This window comes from Lujinxingia vulgaris, assembly GCF_007997015.1.
Taxonomy (GTDB): domain Bacteria; phylum Myxococcota_A; class Bradymonadia; order Bradymonadales; family Bradymonadaceae; genus Lujinxingia; species Lujinxingia vulgaris.
Window position 1 is genome coordinate 33253 of the sequence record NZ_VOSM01000004.1, and the last position, 19580, is coordinate 52832.

Annotated in this window: 11 protein-coding genes; 5 read left to right on the forward strand and 6 right to left on the reverse strand. The window is 58.3% G+C overall.

The features are described from left to right. The first annotated feature begins 443 nt into the window (after positions 1-443). The 5 genes from FRC98_RS09535 to FRC98_RS09555 all read left to right on the forward strand — a co-directional run bounded on the left by FRC98_RS09535 (position 444) and on the right by FRC98_RS09555 (position 8159). Positions 444-1286, forward strand: a complete 843-nt coding sequence (locus tag FRC98_RS09535; RefSeq protein WP_146981086.1) for a hypothetical protein — start codon at positions 444-446, stop codon at positions 1284-1286. A gap of 824 nt (positions 1287-2110) precedes the next feature. Beyond that, positions 2111-3649, forward strand: a complete 1539-nt coding sequence (locus FRC98_RS09540; RefSeq protein ID WP_146981088.1) for a hypothetical protein — start codon at positions 2111-2113, stop codon at positions 3647-3649. Between the two features lie 310 nt (positions 3650-3959). After that, positions 3960-4295 carry a nucleotidyltransferase family protein gene (locus FRC98_RS09545; protein ID WP_146981089.1) on the forward strand — a complete coding sequence of 112 codons (336 nt, stop codon included), beginning with the start codon at positions 3960-3962 and terminating at the stop codon, positions 4293-4295. Between the two features lie 288 nt (positions 4296-4583). Continuing rightward, the gene (locus tag FRC98_RS09550) at positions 4584-5588 is read left to right on the forward strand and encodes an AAA family ATPase (RefSeq protein WP_146981091.1); all 1005 of its coding nucleotides are present in this window, start codon (positions 4584-4586) and stop codon (positions 5586-5588) included. 24 nt (positions 5589-5612) lie between these two features. Beyond that, positions 5613-8159, forward strand: a complete 2547-nt coding sequence (locus FRC98_RS09555) for a S8 family peptidase (RefSeq protein ID WP_146981093.1) — start codon at positions 5613-5615, stop codon at positions 8157-8159. A 171-nt stretch (positions 8160-8330) separates the two neighbouring features. On the opposite strand, the gene FRC98_RS09560 is transcribed toward FRC98_RS09555, so the two are convergent. From FRC98_RS09560 to FRC98_RS09585, 6 genes are all read right to left on the reverse strand, one after another. Further along, positions 8331-10445: a DEAD/DEAH box helicase gene (locus tag FRC98_RS09560; RefSeq protein WP_146981095.1), complete on the reverse strand. Its 2115-nt coding sequence runs from the start codon at positions 10443-10445 to the stop codon at positions 8331-8333. Between the two features lie 135 nt (positions 10446-10580). Next, positions 10581-11897, reverse strand: coding sequence for a BREX system ATP-binding protein BrxD (gene brxD, locus FRC98_RS09565; protein WP_146981096.1), 1317 nt, complete (start codon positions 11895-11897; stop codon positions 10581-10583). 4 nt (positions 11898-11901) lie between these two features. Then, positions 11902-14808, reverse strand: a complete 2907-nt coding sequence (pglZ, locus tag FRC98_RS09570) for a BREX-6 system phosphatase PglZ (protein ID WP_146981098.1) — start codon at positions 14806-14808, stop codon at positions 11902-11904. 123 nt (positions 14809-14931) lie between these two features. After that, positions 14932-16353, reverse strand: a complete 1422-nt coding sequence (locus tag FRC98_RS09575) for a GmrSD restriction endonuclease domain-containing protein (protein ID WP_146981100.1) — start codon at positions 16351-16353, stop codon at positions 14932-14934. A gap of 23 nt (positions 16354-16376) precedes the next feature. Further along, positions 16377-17357, reverse strand: a complete 981-nt coding sequence (locus FRC98_RS09580; protein ID WP_146981102.1) for a toll/interleukin-1 receptor domain-containing protein — start codon at positions 17355-17357, stop codon at positions 16377-16379. A gap of 309 nt (positions 17358-17666) precedes the next feature. Then, on the reverse strand, positions 17667-19565 hold the full coding sequence (locus tag FRC98_RS09585) for a hypothetical protein (protein WP_146981104.1): 1899 nt from the start codon (positions 19563-19565) through the stop codon (positions 17667-17669). Positions 19566-19580: the final 15 nt, after the last annotated feature.

The following is a 19580-nucleotide window of genomic DNA, read 5'->3' on the forward strand; positions in this document are numbered from 1 at the left end:
CCACAAAACGCGAACCACCCAACGCCCTCACGAATCGACCCACCCCGCAAACCCCGGCGCCCCACACCCCCCCAACCCCACAACCACCTGACCACACCCCGCGAACCACCCGACGCACGAACGAATCGCCCCCCCCCGCAAACCCCGGCGCCCCACAACCACCCAACCACCCAACCACCTGACCACAAAGCGCGAACCACCGAACGTCCACGCCAGCCCGCCAACACCGCGCCCCCCACGTTGACCTCCCCCCCATCCCCGACTACTCTCCCCTCCATTCACCACACCCGAGATCCATCCTTCATCCTCGTGATGTACGTCGTAGGAGATCTCGCCCTGAAGTGTTCCGCCGCGCATGGGGCGCGGTGGTCCTTTACGTCACGGCGTTGTCGGTGGGCCTATCGCGCCCGTTCGCAATGCCCACTTTAGAAGCGAGGAAAGCTATGAGCATCAAAGGGATCGTCTCCAATCACCTCAACTTCATTCACATGCCCACGGGCCGCTACGTCTTCGCCCTCAAAGCCCTGGGCGAAGAGGCCGAACGCCGCGGCCTCGACACCCTCAAAGCGGCCGCCGACGAGGCCATCGGCGTCGGGGAGCGCGCGCTGCGTCTGGAGTTCGCCTACGAGCAGGCCCGCACGCAGTCTTCAAATGCGCGCGGCGAGGCAGTGCAATTGGACAACCAACTCGATGGTCAAATCGGGGCGATCAAAGCGCTCACCGACGCCCGCGCCTTCGGAGACGAACATGACCCGGTCGTGCAGGCAGCCCGGAAGATTCTGACGGTGATCTTCCCCCGCGGCGCCGCCCCCATCATCCACCAGAGCTTCGAGGTACAGCTCGGCACCATGGACGTCATGCTGGAGCATTTAGAGGGCGATCTGGCTGGCGAGGTTCAGCTCGTGGGCCTGGAGCGCGAGGTCACGCGCATGCGCGAGCTCGTCGAGCGCTTCCGCGCCGAGCTTAAGCGCGCCCCCGATGCCGCCATCTCCTTCTCCGAGGTGCGCGCGGCCCGCGAGGAGCTTCACGAATACGCCAGCCTGGTCATGATCCAGGCCCTCGCCAGCTACCCCTCCCTTGATGAGCAGGCCACCCGCCAGCGCGAGTCCCTCGTCGCCGCCCTCATCGACCAGCAGGAGCGCGTGCGCGACGACCACCGCCGGCGCCGCAATCCCGCCGATATCAACCCGGAGACCGGCGAGGAACGCTTCGAGGGCGACGCCCCTCCTGCTGATGTGCTTCCACCGGTGGTGAGCGACGACGTCGTTGAGCCCTCCCACGTGTAACACCCCATAGAACGCCAGACTGACACTCAGAAGCCCCGGCCACTCGCCGGGGCTTTGTTTTGCCGACAAATGACGCACGCATATACCCCAAACGGGGCGTCGAGGGGGTCCCGAGCCTTTCGCGAACGGCGGCGGTGGGCGTCGACGGGGTCACCAGCCTTTCGCGAACGACATGGCGAGTCGATCGACGGGGTCCCGAGCCTTTCGCGAACGGCCGGGCGAGTCGATCGACGGGGTCCCGAGCCTTTCGCGAACGGCGGCGGTGGGCGTCGACGGGGTCGCGCGCCTTTCGCGCTCCACCGGGCGTGCGCACGAATCGACCAGCGTGGCGAAGCGGGGCGTTCCGCAACCACCCGCGCCCTAAACGCGGCACACACGAATCGACCAACGTGGCGAAGCGGGGCGCCCCACAACCACCCGCGCCCTAAACGCGGCACACACGAATCGACCAACGTGGCGAAGCGGGGCGTCCCACAACCACCTAACCCCACAACCACCCAACCACAAAACGCGAACCACCCAACACGCGAACGAATCGACCAGCGTCGCGAAGCGGGGCGCCCCACAACCACCCAACCACCCAACCACCTGACCACAAAACGCGCCCCTCCCAACACGCGAACGAATCGACCCACCCCGCAAACCCGAGCGCCCCACAACCACCCAACCACAAACTTCCGACAATGCGTGCCCATAGCAATTTCGGTAGAATACGCCACCACGAACACAGACGCCGCGCTAGCGCATCGAGGGTAGTTTGGTGTTCAGCCGCCCGAGCACGATACCCCGCACGACATTCGACCGACCTTCCCCCGGAGTCCCCGATGAAGTTTCCAGTGATCGCCCTTCTTACCCTGGGGTTCGCTGTCGCAAGCTGCAGTGACGACAACCCGCGACGCTCGGATTTTTTGCGCGATGCCGGTGACGTCGCGCTTCAGGAGGACACTCCCAACGATGAAGCCCCCCGCTGTATTGAGCACAGCGATTGCTCGTCGGTGCTTCCCTACTGTGATGTGCAGAGCGGCGACTGTGTGGCCTGCCTGCCGGGGTTGGAGACACAGCACCGTTGGCACCACCTCTGGCCAGGCTCCGAGGAATCCCACCCTGAGATTGCGTTGCTCGCTCCCCATCCCGACGGCGGCATGGTGATCACCGGAGATTTCCGCCCCGGCGATCTGACGAGCTCGACCACGCCTCTGTGGGGCGAGGAGTTGGAGCATAGTATGGCCCGGCTCAGCGCAGGGGGAGAGGTACTCTGGATACGCGGTCTGCCCGTCGGCCTGCGCAACATCGCCATCGACGACTCAAGCCAGATCTACGTGATCGGCCGCTCCGATTCGCAGACTGATCTGGGAGCGGGCATCCCCGAAGACGCCGTCGACGAGAGCGGTTTCTTGCTCAGCTTCAGCGGCGATGGCGAGTACCTGTGGGAGCGCCGGTTCACCACACCGAATCTCCAGGCCCTGGACGCCCACCATGGCGAAGTGCTACTCGCCGGCACCTTCGCCGCAGATGTTGATCTGGGAGCCGGTCCGATCGAGCCTCAGCACGAGGGTGCCACCGGCTTCTACGCGCTCTTTGCTAACGATGGCGCGTACATCGATCACCGCGTGCCCGGCCCTTCCTACACATTTAGCGTATCGCAGGCCGCGCTGCTCGATGACAACACGATCGCGCTGAGCGGGACCTTCCGTGCCGAGCTCGACCTGGGTGCTGGCGAGGTCAGTTCGGGGACCAACTCCGACGCCTTTTTGGTGGTGTATTCTCGCGATGGAGAGCACCGCGCTCAGACCATCCTCACCTCTCCGGGCACCGTATCTCCAACCGACGTCGCCGTACGTCCCGACGGTGGTCTCGTGGTGCTCTACAACACAAGCGGCCGGGTCGATGTGGGAGGCGTTTTCAGCTTCTCCCCTCTTTACATGTACGCCAACTCCGGGGGCACCATCGAACCCTTCGCCGTCAGCTATCACGCCGATGGTACGCCCCACTGGCTTCGCGGACTCCGGGCCGCCCGCCACGGCGGGGACGTCGCCGTCGACACTCTCGGCAACACCTACCTTTTGGGCAGCTATCAGCTCTACTACCGCCAGGACAGCGCCGAGATTGACCTGGGGCACGGCGCGCGTGAGCTCGTTGGCGAGTCCGACGGATTTCTGGCGGCCTACGATCCCAACGGCGAACCGCTGTGGGAGCTCTTCTACAGCCAGCAAGGCAGCGAGATTTTCGCCAGCGCGCTGGCCATCACCGCAGATGAACAGCTCGTGGCCGCCATGCAGGTGACCGGCGAGGTGGAAACGGGCGCGGGCCCGGTCTCGTCAGCCTCCCGGTCGACGCTCCTCACGGGACTGTGCATGCCCTAGACGCGCGCAATAGCGCACCTTCGTCCCGCCAGACCTCGCCAGCGTCGACCAGCGTCGCGAAGCGGGGCGCCCATAACCACAAAACGCGAACCACCGAACGCCCTCACGAATCGACCAGCATCGCGAAGCGGGGCGCCCCACAACCACCTAACCCCACAACCACCCAACCACAAACCGCGCCCCTCCCAACACGCGAACGAATCGACCAACGTGGCGAACCCGCACCTCCCACGCCCCTCCTTTGCTTTCCCCCCCTCCCATCTATATTTCCTACAGGCAGCAATGCCCCGCCCGCGCCGAAGGAGTCGCCATGAAACCCGCCCAGACCCGACACGACGTACTCGACCGACTCGCCACAAACTGGAGCGCGATCCACGCGCGCGGCGTCGACCGTCTCGGGCTTTTTGGCTCCTTTGCCCGCGATGACGCCCACGCGCACAGCGACGTCGATCTCCTCGTCTACTTTCGCCCCGACGAGAAGACCTACGCGAATCTTTTCGAGCTCTCGGAACGGCTCAAAGCGCTCCTCGGCAGGAAGGTGGAGCTCGTCACTCCGGAGAGCGTGTCGGGGGAGTTGCTGGCGCGAATTCTGGAGGAGGTTACAGATATCGCCGGCCCCCCGGGCACCACCTCAGCCACATGTTGAACGGGATCGGTGAAACGAGCGCACCCCGCGAACCACCGGACGTGCTCACGAATCGACCAGCATCGCAAAGCGGGGCGCCCCACAACCACCTGACCACCCAACCACAACCCGCACCCCGCCCGACGACCGCACGAATCGACCCACATTGCGAACCCGGGCGCCCCCCAGACCATGTACGGACTATCCAAGCCACCGCCTGTCCCTGTATAGACGGGGACGTCGAAAGATTGCGTACCAACGACTTGTTGTTATTTTTAGAGACCTTCTTCCCCGCCCTTCGGTGCTTGTATGGCGACAGCAGAGCAAATCAAGGCACTTATTAAGTGCTACGCCGAGCACGACGACACGCGATTTTATCGCGTTGCGCTGCAACTGGCGGCCGAGCAGGCACGGAAAGGGCATAAAAATGTCGCGCGAGAGCTTCGCCAGCTTGTCGATGAAGCGAAAGCGCAAAACGCTGTCGTGCAACCGACGCGCGGCCCCGTGCCTATTACGCAACCCCGTGGGGAGCTCGAAGGCGTACTTACAGCCTCGTTTCCCAAAGCGCGCTTCACCGACATGGTGTTAACGCCCGAGGTTGAGCGCAGCTTGAAGCGTCTGCTCAAAGAGCACAGCAATGGCGAGAGGCTTCGCCACCACGGCCTCTCCCCTCGTCGCAAGATCCTGCTCGCAGGCCCTCCCGGAACGGGCAAAACGATGACAGCCCGTGCGCTGGCCGGAGAGTTGAACCTGCCGCTTTTCACCGTGCGCTTCGATGGGCTCATCACGCGATATATGGGCGAGACGGCGGCGAAGCTTCGGCTTGTCTTTGATGCGATGCAGAAACAGCGCGGAGTCTACCTCTTCGATGAGTTTGACGCCATCGGCGCGCAACGCGCGGCTCAGAACGACGTGGGAGAAATCCGCCGCGTGTTAAACAGCTTCCTGCAATTCCTCGAAGATGATGCGTCGACCAGCTTGATCGTCGCGGCGACCAATCACGTAGAGATGCTCGACCAGGCGCTCTTTCGACGCTTCGACGACACCATCTGCTACGAGAACCCCGACGCCCAACTCGCCGCCGAGATGATGAAGAACTTCCTCGCCCCCTTTGACCTCGACGAGATTGACTGGGACGAACTCGGAAATCTCGCGGAGGGCATGAATTTTGCCGAGATCGCGCGCGCCTGCGAGGACGCCGCCAAGGATATGGTGATGGACGATCGCGCTCAGCTTTCGACCTCCGATATCCGCATGGCGCTTCAGGAAAGACAGCGAAAGCCGACGTATTCGCCGAGAAGCAACCGCACCTAAATTTGAGCGGGGGAGCAGTACATCATGGCCGACGACAGTAAGAACCGGCGCAAGCATTTCGTATTGAAAAACACCTCTGAGGCCTTTGCCTATACTTACCCAGGTGGCGGTGGAAAACGTGGTCGTCATACGTGGACCCGAGGAAGAGAACACGGGCGAGTGCTGCTTCAGCAACTCGAAGCGCTTCAAGATGACGTCCAGGAGATTCAAGAAGCCCGTCAGGCCCTTCATTTAGGCCCGCGTTCCGGCGATGTGCTCGAGTTCCTTCTTGAAATGACGCCGGCAACAAAGCTCGACAGCCTTGAAGACAAAGTCGCAGGCATTGAGCTCCTGAGTTTCAAAGTCACGAACGACGAAGTCTCCGAGGGTGTCGCGAGTGTCTTTGTTCCCGATGGGAAGTTGAGCAAGTTTGAAAAGAAAATCGAGGATTTTCTAAATCCCGATAAAGCCACCAAAAATGGACATCCGCGCAACGAGCCCCTCGTCAAGAGCATTCTTCGGATTCGCCGAGCCAGACTTGAGTCGTTGTGGAACGACCCTCTTGAAGACTCCCCTCCGGAAGGCGACGAGCCCATATGGTGGGAGCTATGGGTTCGGGCAAATCCTGACGAAAATCTATTTTTGAGAGAAGCCACAGCGGTCGGACTGCAGCTCAAAAGTCGACCCTTGAGATTCCCCGGCCGAGTCGTCTTCCTCGCCGTCGCATCTCCTTCGGACATGATGAGCAACGTAAAGCTGCTCGACACGGTCGCCGAGCTTCGCCGCGCGCGCCCGGTGGTGCAGGAGTTTGCCGAGCTTGGGGCCGCCGACCAGCGAGAATTTATCGACGAGCTTGCCAGCCGACTTTCCGCTCCAGAGGAGGACGCTCCGGCGGTGTGCGTACTGGATACAGGCGTCTACAGCGCGCACCCACTCTTGAAGCTGGCCCTGCATCCCGAATATGATGTCGACGCTTACGATCAAGCCTGGGGAACCGACGATCATCATGGTCATGGGACCGAAATGGCTGGCTTCGCGCTTTTCGGTTCTGTGCTCGAAGAGTGTCTGTTGAGCTCCGAGGAGTTCCAGCTTCTTACGCGGCTGGAGTCAGTGAAAATACTGCCGTCCCAGGGACAAAACGAGCCTGGAATGTATGGGGAGATCACCGCGACCGCCGCGACCCTGGCCGAGATTAACAATCCGGAACGACGACGCGTGTTTGCCCTCGCGACCACGGTTGAGCCATGTCGCGACGGGCAACCGAGTTCATGGTCTGGAGCACTTGATCAGCTCGCGTCCGGCGCCATGGAAGAGGATCGACCGACGCGTTTGATCTGCGTTTCCGCGGGCAACGCGGACTACAAGGTTCCCGGTTATGAATATCCGACGGCCCACTTGACCGACTCCGTTCAGAGCCCGGCTCAGGCCTGGAACGTGCTGACCGTAGGTGGCTACACCAACAAAGTGACCATTCAACCGCAGGACGAATACCCCGATTGGCGCGCCATTGCTCCCATTGGAGGTCTTAGCCCCTTTTCGACCACCTCCTACGGGTGGGACAACGATTGGCCTTATAAGCCCGATATTGTCGTCGAGAGCGGCAATCTGGCGATCAATCCCGACACCGGCACCGCCGACTTCGTTGATAGCCTGATGCTTCTTACGACCTCGTCTCCTCAAAGAGATCGAAGGCGACTTCTGGAAGCCTCCGGCATGACCAGCGGGGCGGCAAACATCGTGGCGGGAATGGCGGCCGTCGTCCTTTCCGAATACCCGAACGCCCGCGCCGAAACCGTGCGGGCCCTTCTCGTCCATTCAGCACGTTGGACCAAACAGATGCAGCAGGATGTCGCACATCTGCCTAAGACTAAGAGAACAAAGAAATTCTCACATCTGCTGCGCTGCTACGGTTACGGCGTCCCGAACCTGGACCGGGCGCTGTTCAGCGGGCGAGATGCCGCAACGCTTGTGATTGAAGACGCGCTGCAACCCTTCCTCAGAAAGAAGAAGTCCTCCATTACAACGTATGAGATGAATGTTCATGCGCTCCCCTGGCCCGATGACTACTTGCTAGCCCTTGGAGAGACGCCCGTCCGTCTTCGCGTCACTCTTTCGTATTTCGTAGAACCGAACCCCGCACATCGCGGCTTGGAGTTTGCCAGCCGCTATCAATACGCCTCCCACTTGCTTCGCTTTGACGTAAAAACCACGTTCGAAAGCGATGAGAATTTTCGAAAACGTATCAGTAAGGCGATGCGAGAAAAGGGCGAAAAGAGCCCTTCAACGTCCGACGCGAGCGCGTGGATGATCGGCACGACAACGCGTCACCGGGGCTCAATTCATTCAGATGTTTGGCAGGGCACCGCTGCACAACTAGCCGGCCGCGGCAGCGTGGTCGTCTATCCGGCGACAGGGTGGTGGAAGACCTACGAGTCCCAAGAGAAGTACCACCGCGATGCGCATTACTCGCTTATCATCTCGTTAGAGACTGACGAAACGAACGTCACCATCGAGGGCCAGGAGATCGCGATCGACCTCTCCGAAGCGGTCGAGACGAAGGTCGCCATCACCCCGGACATCTCGATCGAATGACCAGCGTCGAAGAGTAATCAGCCCCCTGCGAACTACCAGCCGCCCACACGAATCGACCCACATCGCGAACCCCGGCGCCCCACAACCACCTAACCCCACAACCACCTAACCACAAAACGCGAACCACCGGACGCCCGAACTGAACCGCCCGACATCGCGAACCTCCCCGCCTCACCGCCCTCCCCCACACCACCCCCTCGCCGCCCCCACATCCAGCAAAAACTCCGACACCATCTCCCGCTGCGCCCCCTCCGGCAGCGCCGGCTGAAACTTGCTCAGCCGGTAATCCGGCAACGCCGCCAAAATCGCCTCCCAGGGCAGCTCCTCCTCCCAGAACGCGGCGTGGCTCAGGCGCTCTTGAGCGACCTCAAACGTGCCGTCCAGTAAACCGTCGCCCTCAATGCGCAAGCGGCGGTTGTCCACGGCGATCTTCCAGCCGTAGAGAGCCTGCAGCACATATTTGAGCGTCGTATTGATGCGACCGCCGGCGAAGGTCCACCAGATCAGCTCTCCGGCGCCGCGTTCCACGGGCTGGTCGCCGAGCTCAAAGAGGGGCGCGAAGTACTCCCGCTCCACATCCAACGCAAGCTGCGCGCTGGTGTGCAAGTAGCTGATCCGCGCGTCGGAGCGAAGGATCTCGCGCATCGCCTCGGTGAGCTCGCGGCTTAAGAACTGCGGCATAAAGCCCCCCCAGCTCGGGCGTTTGCCGTGGGGGGCGGGCATCACCTCGATGCGGCGGCGATTGAAGTCGACCTGGGTGACTGACCAGGGGCGACCGCCCAGCAAAAATGAGCTCTGGTCCTCCAGGAGCTGGTCGACGAACTGCTGCTCCAAGGAGCCCAGCTCTTTGCCCGAGGGCGTCACCACGGCAAAGAGCTGCGGGCTGCTAAACACCGCATAAAGCTCCATGAAGTTGCGACGCCCGAACACCTTTTCGGCCCGGTCGCCAAAGGTGAAGGCCGGGCCCACGCGGTACAAAAATCCCGTGGTTTCCATATGCGCGATCAGCTCGTCAAAACGCGCGCGGGTCACGCCCGAGAAGTCCGGGACGCGGGAGATGGCCGCCCAGGCGTCGTCGGGCTCAAACATGCCCTCGGCGATGGTGAGGGCTAAGAGCTGATGCACGAGCACCGGCCAGCACCGCGTCTGCGAGGGCACCGACTCCACCCAGCCGGTCTTCGCCAGCTCAATCAGCCCGGCGGCCTGCGTCACCGCCTCGGGCGACTCGCAAAAGAAGGTCATGTTGGCGTTTTGCCCCGCGCGCCTTCCGGTGCGCCCCATCCGCTGCATAAAGGAGCTGACGGTGTCGGTGGCATTCGACTGAAACACTTTGTCGAGATCCCCCACATCAATGCCCAACTCCAGGGTGGAGGTGCACACGATGCACACGTCCCGACCGCGGCTGAAGCGGGCTTCAGCGTCCTCGCGCTCTTCGCGCGACACCGAGCTATGGTGCACAAAGACCGTCGTTCCGACCTGCCGCATCCGCGTCGCCATCGCCTCGGCCGTCGCACGACTCTGGCAAAAGAAGAGGCTCTTCTGCCCCGCCGCCAACTCGGAGGCATCCTCCGCCAACTCCCCCATCGACTCCCGACACGTCACCAAAAGCTCGCGCCGCGCCGGCGCCTTGGGCGGGTCCACCACCTCCTGCCCCAGCTGCGATGAGCCCGAAAGCCACTCTAAGATCGCCTCCGGATTCCCCACCGTCGCACTCAACCCCACCCGCTGCACATCATGGCGCGAGAGCGCCGCCAGGCGCTCGATCACACTCATCAGATGCGCCCCCCGGTCGGTGCCCGCAAAGGCATGCACCTCATCCACCACCACCATCCGCAAGTCTTTAAAGAGGCGCGGCGTCGGCACCTTTTTGGAGATAAACATCACCTCCAACGACTCCGGTGTCGTCATCAGCAGCTCGTCCGGCGTTTTTACAAAGGCCTGCTTCGCCGCCGGCGACTGGTCGCCGTGCCACACAAAACGCCGCAACCCCACCATCTCCGTATACTGCCCCAGCCGCTCCGACTGGTTGTTCAGCAACGCCTTGATCGGCGCCACATACAACACCCCCACCCCCTCCGGCGGCGCATCCAACATCATTGAAAGCGCCGGAAACATCGACGCCTCGGTCTTCCCCCCGGCCGTCGGCGCCAACACCACCGCATTTTTTCCGTCCAGGATGACGCGGCCGGCCTGCTCTTGCACTTCGCGCAGGGAGGTCCAGCCAACTCGGTGGACGATGGCGTCCTGCAAACGCGGGTTAAACTCACTAAAAATACTCCGACCCACATCTACCTCACCGAATCAACGCACTAAAACACAACCCGCCCCCCTAAAAGCCGCCCACACAAATCGACCCACCCCGCAACCCCCAACGCCCCGCAACCACACAACCACATAACCACACAACCACACGCCCTCCCCTCACCACACATCCTCCGCTGCAATCAACTCGTCCCCCCCATCTTCAATACGCCCTTTCCCCTCCCGCGCCTCAATCTCCTCCTCACTCAATCCCTCCATCTCCAACCCCGCCACCTCCGCCGGATTGTAATCCTCAAACTCATCGACCCGATCCAGGTGGTCCACAAAGGCGCGCAGAAACTGGCGCGGAACCACGCCCACGTCGCCCGCAAAGCCTTCGGTGACCTTGTCGACGAGGTGGTCGATGAAGGTGTCGGTGATGCGTTGGTCGACCTGCACGCCGCTGCCGCGTTGGTAGAGCTCGCGCAGGCGCAGGGCGACTTCGCGGAGGCGAGCGTGGTCGAAGGGTTTGAGTTCGAGCTGGGGCTGGCGGGCGCTGGCGAAGCCGGCGTCTTCGCGGAACTGGATACGGTCGTAGAGCGCTTCGAGACCCGCGACGCCGCGGCGGGTGTCGAAGAACTCAGGCGTACCGGTGAAGATCCAGATCAGGCCCGGGTAGGACTGCGCCGCGTCAACGATCTGGCGGATGCCGTTGAGGGATTTGCCGCGCACGTCTTTGCGCATGCGCAAAATCGTCTCGGCCTCGTCGACGACGATGACCAGGCCCTTGTAGCCGGCCTCTTTGGTCAGGGCGAGCACGCCGCGCAGGTAGTCCAGCGCCGCCTTATCGCCGACCTCGCCCTTGACCTTCGCCCGAGATTTGGCGCTGTGGGCGACGTTGGTGCTGCCGGAGAGCCAGGAGAGGAGCGAGCCGGCCTCGGCAAATTCGCCATCCTGCTTGGCCTCGAAGAAGGCTTGCACCACGCGCACAAAGTCGTCGGGGGCCTGACCCTGGGTCAGCCTTGCGATTTCTTCGGTGATGTAGGCTTTGACGCGCTCGTCGAAGTCCTCGGCGTCTTCGTCGGCGCCCAGGCTGATGAGTTTCTCTTCGAGGTGGCCGATCCAGCGGTCGAGGATGTCGCCCAGAGCGGCCCGGGGGCAGGTGGGCGTGGAGAGCTCCGCGAGGATTTTTTGGTAGATCTCGCTGAACTTGTAGAAATGAAACTCGTTGTCGCTCACGACCACAAAACTCGTAGCGAAGCCGCGGCGCTGGGCCTCCTGGATGGCGAGCCGGCTCATAAAGGTCTTGCCGCACCCATACCCGCCGCGCAGAAACTTCACCAGGCCCTCGCCGCGCTCCGCCAGGTCGAGCAAGCGCTGGATCTCGTTGCGTTGGCGGTCGATGCCTACCGCAAAGGCGTCGAGGCCGCGAAGGGGCACCGTGCCGCCCCGAAGCTGTTGAAAAATATGCTGAATATCGGCGTTGCTTAAGCTCATCGTTTTACCTGCGCTCGAATCGTTTGCCGGCGGGAGTCTGCTCCACCATCACCTTGAAACCGGCCACCTTGCAATACGCATCCAGCTCGCGCACGAACTTTCGCAGCGCGCGTGGCGAGCCGATGAGGCGCGTGGCGTCGGCCTCGGAGATGGCGTCGAACCTGGCGAGGTGGGCGAAGATTTTGCGGGGGCCTTCGGGCAGCGCTTCCAGGCCGGTGATCGTCGCCTCATCGTCGATGGGCGTCGATTCGCTGGCGAGCCCGGGCTCGGTGGGCTGCATGTCGACGCCCACGCCGGGCACCACAAACCAGCCTTTGGCCTCCTGCGCTTTGAACTGCCCGCCCAGCCCCGGCGCGTGCAGGGTGATGCGCGCGCGCTGGTCGGGCCGGCGCTTGACGCCGCTGGCAAGGCGCAGGTTGAAATACACCCGCACCTCCTGCCCCACAGGCACCACGACCGCGCCGGACTCCAGGCGCCCGGGCTCTTCGACGCTATGCAGCTCCAGCACGGCGTCGGCCGCACCGCTCACCTCCAGCGCCAGCGCCACCTCGGCCGGTCCGCCAAAGTCGAGCGTGCCCTGCTCGGGGCGCACGTGCACGCTGATGCCGGGGACGTTATCCGCGCGGCTTTCATCCTTTGTGGCTTCAATATGGTAAGTCGCCGTGCTCCCGCCCGGGTCGCGCGCATGCGTCACGCGCAGCACCGGCACCATTCGCTCCTGCAGCGAGTTTCCGCCGTGCACAAAGTCGGGGGTGCTGCCGCCGCGATCAAAAATCGAGGCGTCGCGGGGCATCAGCAAAAAGCCCTCCACGTCGTTGTACTGCAAGGACTTCAGGGGCACCGACACGATGTCGTCGCTCGTCTCTTTATGGTCGTAGAGACGCCAGCGGGCTCCGTTGGGGTCGGTGGTTTTGCCGTGGGGGATGCGGCGCGTGGTGCCGTCGAGAAGCAGGAAGCCGTGGTCGGCGGTGACCACAAAACGCTTGACCTTGGCCTGTCGCAAAAGCTGCATCGCCCCGCGAATCTGCCCCAGCGTCTGCTCGAAGGTCATCTGCCCAAACCCCTGCTCGCCGGCCTCATCAATGCCCTGGCTATGCACGACCACGAGCGCCGCGCCCGCCACCGCGCGCGTGAGGTTGGTGTGGGTGAGCACCTCATCGAGCGTAAAGAGGGGGCAGGTGCGCCCCCCCACCACGTGCTGCATCATCTTGCGCCGCGTCTCCGGGGTGCGCACGGGCGTGTGGGCGGTCTTAAAGCCCTGAAATCTCCCCTGTTTGGAGATCACCGGCGAAAGGCGGCCGCCGCTCTGCTGCACCGGCGCCAGCGCGTTCATGCCCACCGCGGTGATGGTGGGAAGCTCGGCGAGTCGGTGGTCCAGACGCACTTTGGTGCTGGTGAGGGGGGTGAGGTGTTCCATCAGGTCGACGGCCATCTCGTAGCGCAGCGCATCGACCAGAAAGAGCGCCACCACCTCGCTATCGGGCTGGCGCGTGAGCGGCGCCACGTCCTGCTCAAAAAACCAACGCTGCTGCCGCGACTCGGTGGGCAAAAAGCCATAGGTCTCGCAGATGCCGTTAAAGCGCCGCGCGCCCTGCCCCACCCAGGCCTGGTAAAGCTCGCGCACCCCGTCGAGCGCCCCGCGCACCCGCGCAAACTCCGGGATGGAGGGATGCAACTTCGCGCTGCGCTCCTGTTCCATCCGCCGATGCGCCCGATCCACCTCCCAGACCTTATCGGCATAACGCGCGCTGGCCTCGTCCACGCTCATCGCGCCCGCCAGCGGGTCGTCGTGGCGCTTGAGCAACACCCCGAGCTCCCCGGCCGCCTGCACCAACTCCCAGGACGCGCGCCGGGCGGGTTCCTGCTCAATCCAAAACGAGCCGCCCTCGAGCCGCTGCCGCGCCCAGGTCAGCGCATCCTCCCAACGGGTTTCGCCCAGCGCCGCCAGGGCCCCCTCCAGGATGATGCGCTCCTCAAAACGAAAGGTGTCGATGCGCCCCAGATCTTCGGGTTTGGCGTGATGCGCCTCCTCGCCAATCAACCCCTCAAATTCATTGGCGATGCGCGCGTAATAGCTCTGCTCGTTCTTACGCAGGAAGGACGCAAACTCCCGACACTCCTCCACCAACGAACCCTGCAACTCGGTCGCGGGCCGCAACATCCCCATGATCAGCGGACGCTTCAGATCCCGCACGTACTCCACCGCCAGCGCCCAGCTCGTCATCCAATCCGCCAGCAACGCATAGCGCTCCGCCGCACTCCCCTCCCCATCGCCGCGGTACATCACGCTTAAGCCCGTCTCATTCATCCACCCCACTTCAATGCCCTGCCGCGCGCGCAGATGCTCCTCGACCTCCGCAGGCTCCGGCAACGCCGCGTCACCACTCCGAAGCCGCTTCCAAAGCTCGGATAGTGCGAATTGCCCGAGGTCCGCCCCGCCCCCGCTGGTTTCGCTCTTCAGCCAGGCGTCGGCCTTCTCCAGCGTGAACTCCCCCTGCGCCACAAACGCTTCAATCGCTTCGGGCGTCACCTTGCCGGCGGCCGCCTCGCGCACAAGCGTCGTGAGGTTCTTCTGGTAGCACTTCCCCGCCTCATAATGCTCAAACACCGGCGTCGTCTTGATGGTGTCGGTGTTGAACCCCGGCATGTGGATCAGCAACGCCCGGTTCTCCGCCCCCTCCAGGTGGCCGTCCAACGCGAGCATCAGCTCCAGGAAGCTGCCGCGGTACGCCATGACCGGAAAGGGGAACTCTCCTTCAGCCCAGGCGCCGGCGAGTTCGTCGACGAAGGAGGTGAAATGGGCGTGTGGGTCGAGCCAGACGAGGAGGCCGGAGCGGCGGAGCTCGTGGGTGAGTTCGTGGGACAGAGTGGCCGATGTTTGCCCCCAATTATCTTGCCCTATCTCGACCATCCTCACGCCTTCCAAGTAAAATCTTCGTTTAGTTTCATACCGACCTCCCAACTCGCCAAATAAACGACTTTTTACCAGGTACAAATAATGCCGGCATTGACCCGATTTACACCGACCCAAACCTTAGGCCTCTCCAGCTTCGGTCGTCGCCACACGATTACTCTTCCGACGGTTATGTACCCGACACAACACTTGTCCGTTCCAAGTAGCTGTCTGCCCGCCCTTTGAATGAGGAATGATGTGGTCGGCCTCGTATTCCGACCATGAAACCTCAGCCTCGCGAGAAGGTTTACCTTCATTCAAGCATTGCTGACATTGGCCATTCTGACGGCGATAAATCTGAATGCGCTCCGCTTCGTTGAAAATCCGTCGTTCATCTTTTGTTTTCAACTCGTGGCCTCGTGATGCCACAAACTCAAAAAAGAGTTGGCGCATAACACGATCACGAACCTTAATCTCGGAGATTGACTGTTGCCGGTGTTCTGAAAAAACCAATATATCCGTGTCCTGTTCACGCCGACTATTCTTCCAACGATCATGGAACTCAAAGACAAAGTCCCGAAAGGTCTCTTTTTCAGCCTGGTTAAACACGTAATAAGCGGTTAAGTGACGTAATAAAAGAAAGAAAGACACGATCAAATATTCAGTCTTAAGTTCTTTAAGACCGTCGCCATCAGCAACCATTGGGTCATCCTTGAAGATATCGTAAAAGGTTCGAAGAGTTTTCAAAACATCTCCTGCGACCTTCTCTTTCTCCATCGACTCCCAATCACCAATACCGTTCTCCCGATTGTAAGATTCTATATACTCGAGCACATCGCTATGCTTAAGGTCCTTATCTCCATCACCGTCTACTAAAATTAAGAAGCGCGTTAGTAGCGAAAGGTGCTGCATTCGCTCGTTGCTTCGATCAATAATCCGGAAAAAGGGATGCTTATCCGGATTTTCATCCAATGGTCTATATTGTTCAAAATCAAACCGCTGGTCGTCCGCGTATTTCACAACAAAATTTCGGGCAATACTCGACAAGCGCGAATGTGCAACTTCCATATAATTTAAACTTTCACCTTGCTGGAGCCTCCAGAAAATCTCCGTCGCTATGTTCTGGTGGTTCGGGTCTCCTGGATCATTAATATCTGAAACCAAATCCGAACTGAAAGTCAGACGATCGACGAACCGGCGAATGTCCGATGGCAATTCTTCGTATGTCGCACCACCAAGTCGGGAGTCAACTTCTGAAAGGCCTTTCGGTAAGGGCAGTTCATTTGAAAGAAAGTTTTGAACGGTGGTAATCCGTTGTTGACCGTCAATCACCTCATTGATCACTCGATCCGAGCTAAGTCGGACCTCTCGAACAACGATACGGGGAATGTAATACCGACGAAACAAGCTATCGAGAAGACTCTGTTGCTTCTTTCGTGACCATACTGCTTTGCGTTGATAGGGCGGGCGAACCACCCACTCTTCCGCATAGTCGTAGAAATCACGAATCGAAACGTCCCGTGAAACAATTCGATATTCAACTTTTGGATTAAACGCCGACATAAAACCACCTTATCAATATGAACTCAAAATACGTTTTCATTAAGGAATCTTCTCGTAGCGATCGTCGCACGCACCCTTCCGAACACAAAAGGCGATGTGCCCATCCAACGATCAACTTCCACCAAACTATTCAATGAAAGATATTCGACTGCGTGATTAATTCGAAGTGGTGGCAAGTCGGTTTTGGCTCGAATAGTCTCACCATTTATAAACTTTTCATTTTCGACAAGCGCTGCGACTACCCGCAAATCTTTTTCAAGGTCGTAATCGAACGCTTTTGTACTTTTCAAATAGTGCCACAGTAATACCTTTGGGCGAATATGCCCAAACCTATATGGATAAATCCCAAAGGCTTTCGTTGTATCGACCAAATCGTTACTATCTAAGTCATAATAACCTTCATTGATTTCATCAGGGCTAAAACCTAACACATCTTCAAAAACCTTTACTGAAACGTACTGATAATCAGAATTCAGGCGTTCCGTTTTATCAATCAAAAGCATTCCCATCTGAACCCCAAAATCGGTCATTCCGGACACAGAAACCGGTGCCATTTGCGGCCCAGGCCCAAGCGAAGGTTTATCGACGCTTCTACCCCAGGCTACGTCTACAATTCGCCCCACAACCTCGTCGATGTCGTCATCTGAAAATAAACTCAGCCGAAACAGAGTTATTAATGATGGGGGAATCTCAATATCTCTATCGATTACCACTGGAATGACTCTCACTTTTTCTTGAATTCTTCTAACCGCAGCATGATCGAGCTCTTCCTTGACCCAATTGGATTGAACACTCGCTTTAGATAAAAATATAACAATCAAATCAGATTTAGAAATACCATCAGTAAAAATCTTATCAACTAAAGAATCCCCAGGGCTTAGCTCCCACTTATCAAGCCATGCATTAACACCCCTTTCGCGAAGTAAACCTGCTACTTTATGAACCAGCTCAGCATTTTGATGAGAATGACTCATAAATGCTTTTGGATAAGATTCGATGTCCATTTTCGACGCCCTCTATATTAGCCCATGCAAAACACACTTAACACCCTGACACATTGACCACCACTAAGTTGATAGCAAACCTTTGGATTACAGTCTAGCCCCAGAGCATATCAACATGTCCGCATGCAAATCGATGCCAATGCCATATTTAAATCCAACTCGAAAACCCGCCACCCGATAACTAAACCAAATCCCAACTATCATAAATCATAAGGGTTTGCGGTCGAGCCCACAAACACATTCTAACAAATTCAAAAGCCCTTTATGCAAAAAAACATTTCTATAATAAGCGCCGAATTTATACCAACTTTACTTTCTTAATCGACTAACTAAAACTAATTCCGACTCTGAGTGTGTTACACAACCTTTCACAAAATCTAAAACTTCGCTGTCCCTTCCACCGAACCCATCCGCTCTCTCAATAACCATACCTAATAACCATACCGCCAGCGGCACCCATGCCGCCTGTGGTTGAAACAACGCTAGTAATGCTGCGCCACCACCAAGTACATCGACAGTATGGAGTGCTGAGCGTCTCTTCTCGAACGTCCTAACACGTTGATTAAATTCGTCGATTTCCGTCTTCAATAGATTTTCATTCCCCCCCTGTAGAGCCAACCTCATAACCAACTCCCGAACTCGAATAAGATCTCGTCCTGAAAACACCTCCACAACTTCACTCAACGGCGCATCGTTATCAAATGAAAGTATCCCCTCCAAAACTCTTTCATATTCGGCCACTTTCAAATCAACTTTACTATCAACCTCATAAATTGGTATCCCAGAATAAACACTTGCGCACACTTCACAAAAAGGACCTAGTGAAAACCCTGCAGACAAATGACCGGGAAAAAGGGTTGCATTTAGTGCTGCCCCCCAGGTAACCGAATAACCGGCGCTTACCGTTTCTATCATCAAACGATCTGTCGTTAATGCTCTCATAAACGCATCGACAAATCCGCCTACCCCCGAAAGCGAAACCGCCATTGCCCCCATACTTTGAAGTGACTTTTCGTAATTAGACCAACTTTGACCAAGATACTTAACAAGCGAGTTTCGTACCTTTTCAATCTCCGGAGAGAAATTAAGATTCAAGATTTCTTGGAGTATTATTGCCCGCGCGCCTGTCGAAAGAGGTGGAAATAGTAGCGGATTTCTTTTTCTGGCATCAATTACCGACATGGATGCCAAACGGCGTGACAAAAGAAGCCTATTCGGTGCGCGCTCTGCAACCGCTGAAAGGAATTTTGATGCATAACGATCAGGCGAATGTGGGATGACAAGCCGAATGCGTCCTTGTGATACTAAGTCCAGCATTTCTGATTCATTTACATTAAATGCATCGAATACCTTATTTTCATATTCTTTAAGTGGCCATACAATTGCCACTTCTTCAAATAGTGCTAAATAGGTTCGTAAGTTGCTTGGTGTATACACTGAGGCATCTACAAGACATCTTGAATCACTTAAATTCAGGCCGTCAGGAATAACTTGTTCAATACGTATGCCTCCCAACACATTGCTTAAATTATCACGCCAAAAATCTTCATCCTCTTCCCATAAGAACCGGAAATCTCGCCCTATTGATTTATCCATATAACTGCTCGGAATCAACGTGAGATCCCCCTGTTTACTAGTTTGACGAAAAGAACTTTCGCTACGTTCTAATCCGCTATCAATATGAACTTCTAGTTTTAAACCACTGCCAATTTGATCCCATAATTTTTTTAACCTTTTTAATTGCTCATCATCTAAAGAAAATTTAATTTTTAAGACGGCGTTTGTTTTTTGTATTGAAAGTTTATATACAGGAAAATCCCTCGGCAGCATTAGCGCAAAATCAGATTCGAAGCTGCGTACGGACCGAAGCTCACCCTCTAAATTAGCTCTTTCAGCTGCGGAGCGCGCGGCAATTTCATTCGTCTTCTTCGGCTTTGTTTGCACTAAGCTAATAGGAGTTCCTATGATTCGACATTCATCCTTAAACCATTCTTGAATCGACTGCTCTCCATCTGCAGTCATATCTTGCGATAAGTTCGGGCAAACTATATGGAAGACACCTTTGTCCTCCCAAAGCCCTTCTGTTAAGATATGAGGTTGGAAAAGCAATAGGTTTTCATAGGACGTTCGAGCCCAATTTCGACATATCTGAATTTGCTGTTCTATCGGGTCAAGATAGCCGATAACAATTGGGTATTCAGTGCTCACAACTCACCTCTTTAT